This is a genomic window from Deltaproteobacteria bacterium (assembly GCA_016223005.1).
Classification (GTDB): Bacteria; Desulfobacterota; GWC2-55-46; order UBA9637; family GWC2-42-11; genus JACRPW01.
Genome location: JACRPW010000078.1, coordinates 1 through 15197 on the forward strand (window position 1 = coordinate 1; position 15197 = coordinate 15197).

The window sequence follows — 15197 nt, forward strand, 5'->3', positions numbered from 1 at the left end:
ATGGTATTTCTTTTTCGATATATCATCAACGAATTTGACACTTTGTTCCCTCAGATTAAAGTAACCGAATTTAAACAACTCCCCATCCGCACCATTGACTTTAATAAGCCCTCTGATAAAGCCATCCACGATAAACTCGTTTCCCTTGTTGACCGCATGCTTGATTTACACAAAAAGAAAAACTCAATGCCGCCGTCATCAGAAAGGGAAAAGTTTGAAAGGGAGATAGCGGTTACGGATGAAAAGATAGATGATATTGTTTATGGGCTTTACGGGATAACGGAGGGGGAGAGGAAGATAATTGAAGGGGAATAAAGAAAGTTCAAAGTTCAAAGGTCAAAATTAAACCGTAAGATGTTTCATTTAACGAAAGAAGAAATTGACAATTTTTTAGGAAGTCCTCCGTGGGATATTGGTAAATTACGCAAGTGCTATTTTCGCGATTTCCAAAAGACGCATGAAATAATAAAAAATTTGCATGGGGGAATACTTTTTAATGAAATTAAATCATTGAGGCTATCTTTAAATATTTTTCTTAATGCGATAGATGATCTCATTACTTCAATTAACAAATTCAAATATGAATCGGCCCATCCAGTATTTTGGCACAAAATAAACCGACCATTTGCAGATAAGATTGAAGTAACAATCCAACGGGGAATTCTTTCCTCAGATATATGTGCAATGGCATTAGTTGAACACTCTCGCAAATTTAACAAAAAATATCCGGTTGCAGGGTATGAAAGAGAAATTAAGAGATTCTTTCACAACAATGAGCAACATAGGTTTATTCACGGTCTTAGACGCTTCATAACGCATGTCAAGTTCACAAAAGCCAACTGGGAAATTTCTTATTCAAAAGATGAAGGAAGAAATGTTTTTTTCATTCTTCCAAAGAATGACCTGCTTGAGTTCAAAGACTGGAATTCATTAGCAAGGTCATTCATCCTAAAACACGAAAAAGGAATTGATGTTGAAAATTTATTTGATGTCTATTCTGGTGAAGTAAGAAAATTTCACAACTGGCTCAGGGTCTCATTGTTAAATAAATACGGAGATATTATTTCAGAATATTTGAGATATTTAAGGGTGATCAAAGGCTTTGATTCCGAAAATTATTGGAATATTTTGATTCACCAAGTTATTCCTCAGAAGAATATTGACCCTTATATTTACTTGGATCAATATTTGACAGAAGACGAACTAGAAGATGTTTTTTCCCTGCCATACAGGTCAAAAGAGCAAGTTGACAGAATAATTGAATTGGTAGACTCATATAAAATTTGTAATGATTCCATGCGAAAAGATATTTATGAAATTTGCAAAGTTAAAGAGACATAGCAAGTAGGTTCGGTCAAGCGCAGCAGACCCAACATGGTTTAATGCGTCGCGCTTTGCTTCACCCATCCCAGAAAAATAGGGTCAGCGACCATTATCGTATGGGCATGGTAAGGTCAAAACGATTGATTTTACGGTGTGGTTAGGGTAAAGTAAAACGAAACGAGGAGGTAAAATATATGCAAACAAATCAAGCAACAGCAGAAGTCTTTTTTACAGCCTTTAAGGCGCTTAAAACCAATGAACAAGAGGCTTTTCTTGAAAAGGTAATAAGCGACCCTACGCTAAGAGAAGACCTTATTGATATAGCCCTTATTGAGGAAGCAAAGAAGGTCAAGGGTAAGTCAATTTCTGCCAGAGAATATTTTACAAAGCGTCACAAGACAGGGAAGGCTGCTTGAGTTTTTATAATGTCAAACTAATGACTCGGGCGCAGAAAGACCTTGATGGTTTTTCAGGCAAACTATTATCAAGAAAAGTGATTTTCCTTGTTGACAGGCTGCTGACACTCCACAAAAAGGGGGACCCTTGTCATTTCATCATGTTTTTAAACTCATCTTCTGTTATTATTTTCAAACCGAGTTTTACTGCCTTATTATACTTTGAACCCGGCTCACTCCCCCCAACTACATAGTCAATATTTTTGCTTACACCTGATGCTGTTTTGCCGCCAAGTTTTTCTACCAGTTCCCTTGCCTCATCCCTTGAAAACGATTCTAAAGCGCCTGTAAAAAGAAAGGTCTTGCCAGAGAGTTTCCCACGTCCAGATGGCACCTCCGTTTTTATCATTTCAGGAAATACTACTCCTGCTTTTTTTAAATTTTCAATAACCTTTATATTGTGTGGTTCATGAAAGAAATCAAAGATGCTCTCTGCTGTCTCCGGACCTATGTCGCGGACTGATAAAAGACGCTCCTTATCAGCGCCCATCAATATCTTCAGACTTCCAAACTCTTCTGCCAGTATCTGTGCCATTCTTTCTCCAACCTGTCTTATGCCGAGGGCGTATATAATTCTTGGCAGTGCAGGGGTCTTGCTCTTTTCAACAGCATCAATCAGATTCTCTGCAGATTTTTCTGCCCATCTCTCAAGTTTTAAAATATCTCCTTTTTTCAGATAATACAAATCTGCTACATCTTTTATAAGTCCGTCATCAACAAACTGCTCAATATTCCTTTCACCGAGTCCTTCAATATCCATTGCCCTCTTTGATGCAAAATGCCTTATTGTTTCTTTTACCTGAGCAGGGCACAAGAGTCCGCCTGTGCAAAAATGTATTGCCCCAACTCTTTCAACCCTTGAACCACACAGAGGGCATTTATCAGGGATTTTATAAACAACCTCTTTGCCTGTCCTCTTATCTTTTACAACCATCACAACCTCAGGGATAACATCTCCTGCCCTTTCCACCACAACTGTATCACCAATCCTTATATCCTTTCTACCTATCTCATCCTGATTATGAAGTGTTGCCCTTTCTATGGTTACACCGCCCAGCCCGACAGGCTCCATTACTGCAACAGGTGTAAGCGCACCTGTTCTCCCAACCCCTATTTCTATATTCTTAATCCTTGTTGTCTCCTGCCGTGGTTTAAACTTATATGCCAACGCCCATCTTGGACTCCTTGTTATGACACCAAGTCTTTCCTGAAGTTCAAGACTATTAACCTTTATGACTATGCCGTCCAGTTCGTATGGAAGGTTTTCCCTCATTTTCTCCATATCCTTATGGTAATCCATGACCGCATCTATGCCTTTACATATTTTAATGAGAGGGTTTACCTTAAAGCCAAACGCCTTTAATGTCTGCAATGTCTCCCAGTGAGTTTTAAACTTAATGCCTTCAACTGCTCCAATACCATAGCAAAATATGTCCAAAGGTCTTATTGCTGTTATGCGGGGGTCTAACTGCCTAAGTGAACCTGCAGCAGCATTTCTTGGGTTTGCAAAAAGCGGCTCACTGCTCTTTCCCCTTTCCTTGTTCAGTCTTTCAAATGCCTTGATAGGTAAAAACATCTCGCCCCTAACTTCAAGATGAGAAGGGATGGAAAGCCGTGAGCCGTGAACCGTGAGCCGTGAGCCGTGGAGCAGCCTCATCGGGATACTCCTTATCGTCCTTATATTCTGCGTTACATCCTCTCCTGTATATCCATCACCTCTTGTTGAACCTGCTTTAAACCTGCCATCTCTGTAAACAAGTTCCACTGCAAGGCCATCCATCTTTGGCTCAGCAACATATTCGATATTGCTATCTATTTTTAAAAGTTTTTTTATCCTGTTGTCAAAATCTGCCGCCTCTTCCCGGGTGAAGGCATTACTTAAAGACAACATCGGTACAGTATGTTTAATATTTCCAAATGCCTCTAATGGTTTTGCGCCAACCCTTTGCGTAGGTGAATCAGATGTAATCAAATCGGGGTGCTTGCCCTCAATCTCCTCAAGCCTATGCATGAGTTTATCATATTCAGCATCAGAGATAACAGGGCTGTCCAGGACATAGTAGCGGTAATTGTGAAAATCTATCTCTTCACGAAGCCTTTCAATCTCTTTTTTTAAATCTCCCTTTGTCATTTTTTCAATAGGGTTGGAGCAGACTTGCCCTCAGCATATCCATGGGCATAGTCCACACCAATCTCTTTAACCTAAAAAAGCGATTCACCTTTTCTCTATGTCCTCTGTGGCTGCCTTTTAATGCATTCTTTGTGTATAAAATCGCTCAATTTGGGTTACATCAATTTTTATTCGTATGTTACTTATCAGAAAATAACAAAAAAATCATCTGGAATTAAAGGTTGTATAGGAAAAGACTTTAATAAATGAATGGATATGGTTATAATTAAACAAGGTATGATAATTGAGCCTGTCCAAAATATTTTAGACCCGTTTGATGTCTTTACCAGAGTATCTAGCAAGCCATATCCCTTTATCCTTGAAAACAGCATAAACACAATTTCTAAAGAAAGAAGTGCATATACATCATGGTTAGGCAGATTTTCCATTGTTGGCTGTGAGCCAGAAATCATTATAAAGGCATGGCAGAACTCCATTGAAATTATCCAAGATGGCTGCAAAAAAATAATTAAGGAAGACCCATTCGCTGTTCTGGATTCCATACTTTTTAAATATAAAGGATGTCATGAAGGATTTCCAAGCGGCGCCGCCGTAGGTTATTTCGGTTATGACCTAAAAAACCTTCTGGAAGACCTTCATCCTAAAAAACAAGACCCATTATCCATACCTGACATGATAATGGGGATATACGGTACCCTGTTTGTGTATGACCATTATGAGAGCAAAGGCTATATAGTATCTTCAGATGCAGGGGAAAAAAGGCTTGAAAGATTTAAAGAGATTCTTAGATTGCCGTTATCAATTATCGGTGATGGTCTTGAGCCTAAGACGCAAGTGACCAAAGAATTATTTTTATCCAATTTCACAAAGGATGAATATATAAGTGCCATAAAAAAGGCAAAGGCATACATAAGAGAAGGGGACATATACCAAATCAACCTTTCCCAGAGGTTTTCAGCCCCATTCGCACAAGACCCAATGATACTTTACTCAAAACTCCGAAAGAGCCACCCTGTAGAGTTCAGCGCATTTTTTGATTATGGGGATTTTCAGGTTATCAGCAATTCGCCAGAATGTTTTTTGAAGATACAAAATGGGATAATAGAAACATATCCTATTAAAGGCACAAGACCGCGCGGCAGTTCTTCTGAAGAGGATGCGGAAATTGTAAAGGAACTAAAGACAAACACAAAGGAACTTGCTGAGCATATAATGATAGTTGATTTAGAGAGAAATGATTTAGGGAAGGTGTGTATAACAGGCACGGTCAGGGTAAAGGAACTTGAAAGGGTGGTTACCTATCCAACACTTCATCATATGGTATCGTGCGTGGAAGGTAAAATAAAAGATGGTGTGAGTGCAGTTGACTGCATAAAGCCGTGTTTTCCGGGAGGCTCTGTTACAGGTGCGCCAAAAATAAAGGCAATGGAAATCATAGATGAACTTGAGCCAACACCCAGAGGGATATACACAGGTGCCATAGGTTATATAGATTTTTCAGGTAGTGTTAATCTTGGTATGGCAATAAGGACTGCTGTGGTCAAAGACAAAAAACTCTATCTGAGTGTAGGCGGCGGTATTGTTGCAGACTCTGTTCCAGAGGATGAATATGCAGAGACCTTGTTAAAGGCAGAGGCATTTTTAAAAATATTATGAACCATCGCCCTATCATCCCTGTCCTCATCTCATTTGTTTCAGGCATTGTAATTGCCACTTATTACCCTATATCAGAGGATATAATATTTTCCCTCCTTATTGCGATACTGCTCTTTGCAATACTTTTGCTTCTTAAAAGGATAGGTCTATATCCTGCAATTTATCTTGCATTCTTTTTTCTTGGCTCACTCCTTATGTTTCAGGAAATAAATCCTGTCTTACCGCCAAACCATATAAAGAATATTATAGGTGATAAAAAAGAGAAACTGAACATTCAGGGGAAACTTTATCGTTCTCCTGAAAGGTTTACTGACAGAACAAGGCTGTATGTGGAGGCAGAAAGATTATTCAAGGAGAATGATCCTGTTTCAATCAACGGTAAAATCCTTTTAACAGTTGACAGCCCTGATGTAAATTTAAGATACGGCGACAGAATCAGATTTATATCAAAGACCAGTAAACCAAGAAACTTTGGAAACCCCGGAGAATATGATTACAAATGGCATTTTGAAAGAGAAGGGATATATGCAAAGGGTTTTATGGAAAATGAAAGATGGATTGTGCCTGAAGGCAGAGAAACCCATTTTTTATGGACAGGTCTTGAAAATATCAGAAAGGCTCTGAATGACCTTATAGATAAGACTGCTTCTAACAACAAAGGTATTATGAAGGCACTCCTTATTGGTGAAAGCGGCGAGATACCAAAAGAGATAAGGGCAATCTTTGCAAAGACAGGCACTTCACACATTTTAGCAATGTCCGGACTGCACATAGGCATTGTTGCTTTTGTTGTTTACAGCCTGTTTTACAAGATTCTTATACAATCAGAAAAACTGACACTAAAATTTAATATAAGAAAATTAGCCGCCGCCGCCAGCATACCTCCTGTTTTATTTTACGGTCTTATTGCAGGCATGCCTGTGTCAACGCAAAGGGCTGTAATCATGGTTATTGTATTCATACTGGCACTTATCATTAACAGAGAAAAGGATTTATTTAATACCCTTGCCCTTGCTGCTTTTGTAATCCTTATCATATCTCCGTCAGCGGTTTATGATATATCGTTTCAACTCTCATTTGCATCTGTGGCTGCCATCGTCTATTTGATGCCAAAGTTTAAAACCTCTGGCTCTGAACCGCTGCCTCACAGCAGGTATATACGGTTAAGAGATAAAATCATAACAGGACTCCTTGTTTCAATTGCTGCCTCACTCGGCACATCCTTAATAGTCGCATATCACTTCCATAGAGTCTCTATAACAGGTATCTTTGCGAACCTTATTGCTGTGCCTCTAATAGGTTTTATTATTGTGTCTATGGAACTCGCGGCAGGGGCTGTATCTTTATTTTCTTTTATGCTTGCTAAATTTATTATGCAGACAGCGTCCATTATTCTGTCATTTTCTGTATGGATTATAGAACTCTTTTCCCGACTTCCATACTCATCCATCTGGGTTTCAGCACCAACAGTATTTGAGTTCGTGCTGTTTTATTTTTTGATAATATCCATTACAGAAATCAGAAGGGCAGGGTTTGTAAAATATGCCGTGATTGTTCTGACTATCATTCTTATTGGTGATTACGGATACTGGTATTACAAGGTAAATTATAATAAAGACTTAAAGGTTACATTTTTGAGCATAGGTCAGGGTGATTCTGCACTTGTTGAATTCCCGAAAGGTACGAGGATGCTCGTAGACGGCGGCGGTTTTAGGGACAGTGATTTTGATACAGGAGAAAGGCTCATAGCGCCGTTTCTATGGAAGAGCAAGATAAAGACCATTGACTATATTGTTATGAGCCATCCTCAGTCTGACCATTTTAAAGGACTTAAATTCATTGCAGAGAATTTTAATGTAAAAGAGTTCTGGTGGAACGGCGATAATTCTTTAAGTCCTGAATTTAAGGAATTGATGCAGACTATTGAGAAGAAAAATATCAAAAAGAGGTCCATTGATATGGAAGTGATGGATATAAATGGAGTAAAGATAGAATCCTTAAATCCAATAAAACCAGAAGTTATATCTGATAAAAATAATGCATCACTTGTCATGAGACTTTCCTTTGGTAAAGTGGGTTTCCTCTTTACAGGAGATATAGAAAAAGAAGCAGAAGAATCTCTCTTAAAAGAAGGGAAAGACATAAAGGCAGATGTCTTAAAGGTCCCGCATCACGGCAGTCAAACATCATCAACCGAAGGATTTATAAGAGATGTCAGCCCACAGATTGCTGTAATATCCCTTGGATATGCAAATCCGTTCAGGTTTCCACATGAATCTGTTGTTGAAAGGTATCAAGACATGGGTATAAAGATTATGAGGACAGATACTGTGGGTGCGGTTACTGTAGAAACAGATGGGAATGAAAAGCGAGTGTCATCCTACTGGTAAAACCTTATCTTGTTATATTGAAGCCTGTGAATTCACCAGTATAGTCAAGCCACTTTATATCCACACTATCAACCATTGCACCAGAAGGACCCTGCCTGCACCATTTGATAACCTTCTTAACCGCCTCTTCATCACCTTCAAGCATTGCCTCAACTTTGCCGTCCCTTGTATTTCTTACCCAGCCATTAACATTATGGCTAAAAGCCGTATCCTTTGTATTTGCCCTGAAGAATACGCCCTGAACAATGCCTTCTATAATAAGATGCGCCCTGACTTTACGCATATGCTCTTCTCCATTTTTAACTATTTTCAGGTGCAATGCCTTTTCTCAAATGATATACTTTTTTCTATGGACATTCAACTCTTAAACAGGGTTATAAGCGAACTCAAACCTGAAATCCCCGGCGGCATTATATCAAATGTCCATCAGATGGATGAAAGGCATATTATCTTAAAGATATTTGCACGGGGCAGGGATTTTAGACTCCTTATATCAGTTCATCCTCAATTTTTCAGAATCCATCTTACGGAAAAAAGATATGTAAACCCTCCTGCACCCCTCAGATTCTGTAGTTATTTAAGAAGCCATTTAGTAAATCAGCAGATAGAAGATATATCAGTTGTTGAAGGGGAAAGGGTTGTTCAGATATTGTTTAAAGACTTTATTCTTATTATTGAACTTACAGGACGGGACAGCAACATTATCCTTGTGGATAAAAATATGGTGATTCTTGATGCCCTGAGATACTTCTCTCAGGATAAGGGATACCCAAGACCTGTAATGTCGGGTCTTATTTATACACCACCGCCTGCAGGCAAAAAACATTCTGCAGGGTTTAATATATCTCTGGATAATTTTTCATCCTGCAACAGAGCGGTTGATGTATTTTATGAGAGTCCGGTAGATGAGGAAAGATTTACAAGGGAAAAGGCAGATTTAGTCAGGACTGTAAATGATGTCAAAAAGAGACTAGAGAGAAAACTTGAAAACCTCTTTGAAGACAGAAAGAAGGCAGAGGATAATTTAAAACTACAAAGATATGGAGAACTCCTTCTGGCAAACTTCTCTAAAATAAAGAGGGGAATGAAAGAGGTAAGTGTCCTTGATTACTACAATGAACCTCCGCAAGAGATAATAATCCCAATTGACCCTGCGCTTCTGCCGCAGGAAAATATTGATAAAATCTTTAAAAGGGTTAAGAAGGCAAAGAGGGCAATAGAACTTTTAAAAGAGAGGATGCCGTCTGTTGAAGATGAGATTAAATATCTTGAAGATGCATTGTTTCAAATTGATGCATTGGAAGAGAAAGATGATGTTTTAGCAGTAAGAGAGGCGCTAATATCCGCAGGTTATATAAGGGCAAATACAGAAAGAAATAAAAAAGAGGAAATCAAAACAGAGCCTATCAGAAGATTTAAATCCACTGACGGCTGTGAAATACTTTGCGGGAAGACAAGTACTGGCAATGACCTCCTCTTAAAAAAATATGCAAGGGATTATGACCTGTGGTTTCATGCCTATGGTGTGGCAGGTTCTCATGTCCTTTTAAGGTTCAAAGAAAAGAATAAAGAACCGTCTCAAAATTCAATTTTTGAGGCAGGGGCTATTGCTGTATTTTTCAGCAAGGCAAAGAATAGCACAAAGGCAGAGGTTGCATACACAATTGCAAGGAATGTCAAAAAACCAAAGGGAGCAAAACCGGGGCTTGTAACAATAACCAATTATAAAACCATAATGGTTAAGATTGATGAGAATACTGTTAAGAGATTGACTACCTCGCCTGTAAACCCATAACCCAAAAATAGACATAGTGTGGTTTTAAATCGCTATTTTACGGGCATAAGGTGTTATTACCAAATTCCAAGTAATTATGTTATGGTATTATTTATATTTTTGGCAAGTTAAATTATGACTTTCATTCCTGACGACAAAATAGATGCGATAAGAGAGCGGGCTGATATTGTCCAGATTGTTTCTGAATATGTAAGTTTAAAAAAAGCGGGCAAAAACCACAAAGGACTCTGTCCGTTCCATCCTGAAAAAACACCTTCATTCACAGTTAGCGAGGATAAGCAGATATTTTACTGCTTCGGCTGTCATACAGGCGGAAATGTTATTACATTTCTGATGAGGCACGAAAATATGTCATTCCCTGAGACTGTCCAACATCTGGCAAAAAGGTATGGGATAGAGATAAATGAAGTCAGGAGTCAGGAGTCAGGGGTCAGGAGTCAAAAGGAGCAGATGTTTTCAATGAATCAGGCGGCATCAGAGTTTTTTATAAAAAACCTTCAAACTGATTCAAAGGGGGCTCAGAATGCAAGGGATTATCTGAAAAAAAGGGGTTTAACAAATGATATTATTAAAGAATTCAAAATCGGTTATGCGCCTGATTCATGGGATGGTGTTTTGAATTTTTTGAAATACAAAAAATCCCCTCTTGATATTGCTGAAAAGGTCGGACTTATTATTAAGAAAAACGATAGATACTATGATAGGTTTAGAAACAGACTGATGTTCCCGATTTTAGATGTTCAAGCAAGGATTATCGGTTTTGGTGCAAGGACTTTGGGCAATGACGACGCAAAATACATAAACTCTCCTGAGTCAGAAATATTTAAAAAAGGAGAGGTGTTTTATGGTATCCATCAGGCAAAGGCATATGTATCAAAGGCTGGATATACGCTGGTTGTAGAGGGATATTTTGACTTGATAGCACTCCATCAATACGGTTTTAAAAACTCCATTGCAACAATGGGAACTGCACTAACAGAAAATCACTTGGTAAAATTAAGAAACTACGCAGGCGAGGTTTATGCGCTTTTTGATGGTGATGAGGCAGGCAGACGCGCTGCCCTGCGGAGCGTCCCGCTTTTTCTGGATGAAGACACAAAAGCAAGGGTTGTGCTTATACCCCACGGTATTGACCCTGATGACCTTTTAAGAAAACAGGGCAGGGAATCACTGGAAAGATGCATAAAAGAAGCCCAGTCGTTCATGGATTTTCTCATTGATGAAACAAAGAAAAGGTTTGACACTACATCATCCCGCGGAAAGATTGCATTTATAGAAGATGTTGGCCGCTATATCTCTAAGATAAAAAACAATGTGGAAAAAAACTTCTATACAGAAAAAACTGCCCATCTTATGCAGGTGGGCAGGGATGTGGTTGTGTCTGCGATAAAACAAAACACAATCTCCAAGCCCCAAACAGCAAGAATTAAACCTTCAGGCAAAGAGGTGGCTTTATCAAGGGTATCAGGCGCAAGACTTGCGGAAGAAACCATATTGAAGATATTGGTCTTTTATCCAAATTTTTACAGTGAAAGGATAAGAGAGGTCATAGAGGCATTTAAAGACAGCACATTAAAGGATGCAGGAAGGTTTTTGGCGGCAAAACATGATTCAAATATGGATGAGAAACTTTGCATCGCTGATTTACTTGATAAGATGCCTGATGAAAATGTAAAACAGTGGTTCATCAAGACATCTATTTCCGATATTGAAGATATAAAGGAGAACCCCGAAAAGATACTTGACGACTGCTGCAAGAAGGTTATTTCTTATAACATAGACAGAGAAGAGGTAAAAGGGTTATTAAAACAGTTTCAGGAGGCTGATAAGACAGGCGATAGAAAGCTGCTTGAAACAGCAGCAAAACAGTTTACTGAAAAGAAGAAGAAACTTTTGTAGGGGCTTGAATTGCCAGAAAATGTAAATGAACTTTCTTGGTTTAGGCAGAGGAACTTCTAAACCTTCCTCCACCAGATGATTGCTGATTTTTTTCTGAACCTTGCAATAAGTCCATAGTTTCTTTTCTCCAGTTTCCTTTTTAAAAATCTTCTTAATTTTTCGTCATATTCTTCTGTAACAACACCGAGATGTTCCTTCCAGAACTCAAGGGCGTCTTCCATATCATCAAATGGCTGGTCAAAATTATAGTCTATTATATTTATATTAGCGAAGATGCCGAAGGAATGAAGGGCATTATATGTTTCCATATAATCTGTTTTTGGAGGGAATTCTTTATTGAATAAAACAGGGTAGAGTTCCTTGTAATAAAATTTATCTGCATTTGGATTAGCAGCACCAATAAGAAAGACCATCTTTTTTGCCCATCCTGAATTAAAACCCTTCAGGACAGGCATAGATATATCCCTTAAAAAATCTTTAGATTTTAATAGTTCGGGGACATTTGCACAAATGACTGCATCATGAGGCTTTACCTTAACCTCCCCCCACGAGGCATTGATTGTCTTAATATTCTTTATTTTCCTATTTTTTATCTCTTCATTAAGGATTTCAACCATTGCCCTTGATGGGTCAATGGCTGTCACCTTTTTACCAACATTTGCAAGGGGTATTGCAAATGTTCCGCAGCCGCTTCCTATATCAAGGAATGTCTTACAGTCCTTTGTCTCTGGCAGAATTATATCCAGTGCAGTCTTTGGAAGGGTGGAGTATTTTAATCCCTTTTGATACCACCTAGCCTTTAATGTATTCCAGAAACCGCCTTTCTTAAAACAACACATCAACTGCCTCCTTGACAGATGACACGCCTATAATCTCTATTGTTTTTCCTGACCCTTGACCGTGAAAAGCATACTTTTCACCCCTTGCCCCTATCTTCTTTGCATTATCTTTAGGTACTATACACCTTTCAAAACCAAGATTGGAAGCCTCTTTAAGCCTTAGTTCAGCCTGATTTATAGCCCGGACCTCGCCTGCAAGCCCAACCTCGCCGAATACAACCGTCTTTGGATTAACGGGCTTGTCCATATAATTTGATGCAATGGAAATAAGAATCCCCAAATCAACAGCAGGCTCTTCTAGTTTGAGTCCGCCTGCAACCTTCAAAAATATATCCTGATTTGCCATATTGAGCCCGATTTTTTTCTCAAGCACAGCCACCAGTACAGAAACCCTTGCGGATTCAATACCCACAACAGTCCTCCTCGGCATGCCGAATACAGTCGGACATACAAGGGACTGGACTTCAACAAGGATCGGCCTTGTGCCTTCTAAACTTGATACAACAACAGAGCCCGGCGCATTTTCAGGCCGTTCTGCAAGAAACAAGGCAGATGGGTTTGAAACCTCTTCCAGCCCAACATCCTTCATCTCAAATACGCCGATTTCCATAACAGAGCCGTAGCGGTTTTTAACTGCCCTGAGTATTCTGAAAGGATGACCCCTTTCCCCTTCAAAATATAAAACAGTATCAACCATATGCTCTAAAACCCTTGGCCCTGCAATAGCGCCGTCCTTTGTAACATGCCCCACTAAAAACACCGGCACATCCATTGCCTTTGCAAGAAGTATGAGGGCATATGCTGTCTCCCTTATCTGGCTCACGCTTCCCGGCGCTGATTCAAGGTTTTCTGTATATATGGTTTGGATAGAGTCAATGACAACTGCTGTCGGTTTGGTCTTTTTTATACAGTCAATAATCCTTTCAAGGTTTGTCTCTGCATAGATAAAAAGGGCTTCTGCCTTGATATTAAGACGTTCTGCCCTGATTTTGATTTGTCTTGGAGACTCCTCGCCTGTCACATATAAAATCTTTGCGCCATTTTGAGCCATCTTCCCCATTGCCTGAAGGAGGAGTGTTGACTTACCGATACCCGGGTCCCCGCCTATAAGCACAGCAGAGCCAAGGACAATGCCGCTGCCCAGCACCCTGTCAAGTTCAGTCACGTAGCTGCTTATTCTGTCTTCCTCCTTTGCAGAGACTGCTGTTATGGGCTGGGGAGATGCCTTATCTTCTGCCGCAATGCCTCCTCTTCTGCCTTTTTCTTCAACATATCTCTCCTCAATAAAAGAGTTCCACTGACTGCAGTCAGGGCATTTGCCAAGCCACTTTGGAGATTTATACCCGCATGACTGGCATGTATAGAATGTTTTAACCTTCGGTTTCATTTCTGTAATTCATCATAGAGAAACGGTCGTCGGGGTATGAGGCAAGACTGTCGCTGACAATAATCGGGCTATCATCTCCGCCGATTTTATGGATATCAAGATTGATGAAACTTGTATGATTTTATTGGCGGGCCTGAAGGGATTCGAACCCCTGACCCACTGCTTAGAAGGCAGTTGCTCTATCCAACTGAGCTACAGGCCCGTAAATGCGCATTTTTCTACCAAAGGCAGAAAAATGGTCGGGGCGAGAGGATTCGAACCTCCGACCCCCTGCTCCCAAGGCAGGTGCGCTACCAGACTGCGCTACGCCCCGAATCTTGAAATTTTTAACACATAAAATTTGCCTTTGCAAGTTTTTTAAGGATTTTTTTAAGGATTTTTACTAAAATATTGACAATTCTACTTGCTGTTTGAAAGGCTTGCATTGAGCAGGGGCAAAAAAGGAGTAATTTAAATGGAAATTCAGACTGAAAAAGGATATATAATAGGAAAGAGGCACAGTACCCTCGCTTCAGGAACATATGAACATATTCTATTGCTTACGCATTATTTGGGATTAATTAAAGGCAATGCCTAAATAAATCTTAAGAGGAGAAGTATGGATTTTTCAAACTTATGCATAGCCGGTTTTAAAGCCGCTGGCATCCAATGCGGTATCAAAAAAGATAACAAAAAAGACCTTGCACTCATCTATTCAGAAGTCCCTGCTGTTTGTGCCGGGGTGTTTACAACAAATAAAATAAAGGCAGCGCCTGTTCTTCTTGATATGCAGAGGATTAAAAAAGGCTTGTGTCAGGCTATTATTATAAACAGCGGCAATGCAAATGCCTGCACAGGAAAGCAGGGTTTAAAAGATGCAAAAGAAATGGCTGCCCTTACTGAAAAGATGCTTGGTATTAAAAAGGGGCTTGCCTTTGTGTCATCAACAGGGGTTATAGGACAGCCTCTGCCGATGGATAAAATAAAAAAAGGTATTACAACCATCGCATCTCACATCTCACATCTTACATCCACATACGGCTGGCATGACGCGGAAAAGGCAATAATGACGACAGATGCCTTCCCTAAGATTGCCTTTGAAAAATGCAGGATAGACGGCAAAGAGATTTCCATGCTTGGCATTGCAAAGGGCGCTGGAATGATAAAGCCTGATATGGCAACGATGCTTTCATTTATTGCAACAGATGCCAATATTGAAAGAAGTGCATTGCAAAAGGCATTAAAAACAGCAGTTGCTCGTTCATTCAACAGTATACCCGTAGACGGCGATACATCAACAAATGATACTGTACTGGCGATTGCAAATGGTTTTGCAGGGAATA

11 protein-coding genes, 2 tRNA genes and 1 pseudogene (1 of these 14 running past the window's edge) are annotated in these 15197 nt (G+C 39.5%); 8 read left to right on the forward strand and 6 right to left on the reverse strand.

Features of this window, described 5'->3' with window-relative positions:
* Positions 1-42: 42 nt before the first annotated feature.
* From HZC45_08185 to HZC45_08195, 3 genes are all read left to right on the forward strand, one after another.
* Complete coding sequence (locus HZC45_08185; GenBank protein MBI5683123.1) at positions 43-315, forward strand: hypothetical protein; 273 nt, start codon at positions 43-45, stop codon at positions 313-315.
* A gap of 159 nt (positions 316-474) precedes the next feature.
* A complete protein-coding gene (locus tag HZC45_08190; protein ID MBI5683124.1) occupies positions 475-1341 on the forward strand; it encodes a hypothetical protein in 867 nt (288 codons plus the stop codon).
* Between the two features lie 176 nt (positions 1342-1517).
* A complete protein-coding gene (locus tag HZC45_08195) occupies positions 1518-1739 on the forward strand; it encodes a hypothetical protein (protein ID MBI5683125.1) in 222 nt (73 codons plus the stop codon).
* A gap of 130 nt (positions 1740-1869) precedes the next feature.
* On the opposite strand, the gene ligA is transcribed toward HZC45_08195, so the two are convergent.
* A complete protein-coding gene (gene ligA, locus HZC45_08200; GenBank protein MBI5683126.1) occupies positions 1870-3909 on the reverse strand; it encodes an NAD-dependent DNA ligase LigA in 2040 nt (679 codons plus the stop codon).
* A gap of 255 nt (positions 3910-4164) precedes the next feature.
* Here ligA and pabB point away from each other — a divergent pair, with 255 nt between their 5' ends.
* Together pabB and HZC45_08210 are read left to right on the forward strand one after the other, a co-directional pair.
* A complete protein-coding gene (pabB, locus tag HZC45_08205) occupies positions 4165-5565 on the forward strand; it encodes an aminodeoxychorismate synthase component I (protein MBI5683127.1) in 1401 nt (466 codons plus the stop codon).
* Positions 5562-7955: a DNA internalization-related competence protein ComEC/Rec2 gene (locus HZC45_08210; protein ID MBI5683128.1), complete on the forward strand. Its 2394-nt coding sequence runs from the start codon at positions 5562-5564 to the stop codon at positions 7953-7955. Before pabB ends, HZC45_08210 begins: the two co-directional genes overlap by 4 nt.
* Before the next feature lie 4 nt (positions 7956-7959).
* Here HZC45_08210 and HZC45_08215 read toward each other — a convergent pair whose 3' ends face one another.
* Complete coding sequence (locus HZC45_08215) at positions 7960-8238, reverse strand: acylphosphatase (protein ID MBI5683129.1); 279 nt, start codon at positions 8236-8238, stop codon at positions 7960-7962.
* A gap of 66 nt (positions 8239-8304) precedes the next feature.
* On the opposite strand from HZC45_08215, the gene HZC45_08220 reads away from it, so the two are divergent.
* Together HZC45_08220 and HZC45_08225 are read left to right on the forward strand one after the other, a co-directional pair.
* The gene (locus HZC45_08220) at positions 8305-9750 is read left to right on the forward strand and encodes an NFACT family protein (protein ID MBI5683130.1); all 1446 of its coding nucleotides are present in this window, start codon (positions 8305-8307) and stop codon (positions 9748-9750) included.
* 114 nt (positions 9751-9864) lie between these two features.
* Entirely contained in the window at positions 9865-11649 is a 1785-nt protein-coding gene (locus HZC45_08225; GenBank protein MBI5683131.1) for a DNA primase, read from the forward strand.
* Between the two features lie 56 nt (positions 11650-11705).
* Here HZC45_08225 and HZC45_08230 read toward each other — a convergent pair whose 3' ends face one another.
* The 4 genes from HZC45_08230 to HZC45_08245 form a co-directional block, all read right to left on the reverse strand.
* The gene (locus HZC45_08230) at positions 11706-12488 is read right to left on the reverse strand and encodes a class I SAM-dependent methyltransferase (protein MBI5683132.1); all 783 of its coding nucleotides are present in this window, start codon (positions 12486-12488) and stop codon (positions 11706-11708) included.
* Positions 12475-13875 carry a DNA repair protein RadA gene (gene radA, locus HZC45_08235; GenBank protein MBI5683133.1) on the reverse strand — a complete coding sequence of 467 codons (1401 nt, stop codon included), beginning with the start codon at positions 13873-13875 and terminating at the stop codon, positions 12475-12477. Before radA ends, HZC45_08230 begins: the two co-directional genes overlap by 14 nt.
* A 125-nt stretch (positions 13876-14000) precedes the next feature.
* Positions 14001-14077 (reverse strand) — tRNA-Arg (locus HZC45_08240).
* Positions 14078-14111: 34 nt separating this feature from the next.
* A tRNA-Pro gene (locus HZC45_08245) sits at positions 14112-14188 on the reverse strand.
* A gap of 285 nt (positions 14189-14473) precedes the next feature.
* Here HZC45_08245 and argJ point away from each other — a divergent pair.
* Positions 14474-15197 (forward strand): annotated as a pseudogene (gene argJ, locus HZC45_08250) (bifunctional glutamate N-acetyltransferase/amino-acid acetyltransferase ArgJ) (it continues 493 nt past the right edge of the window).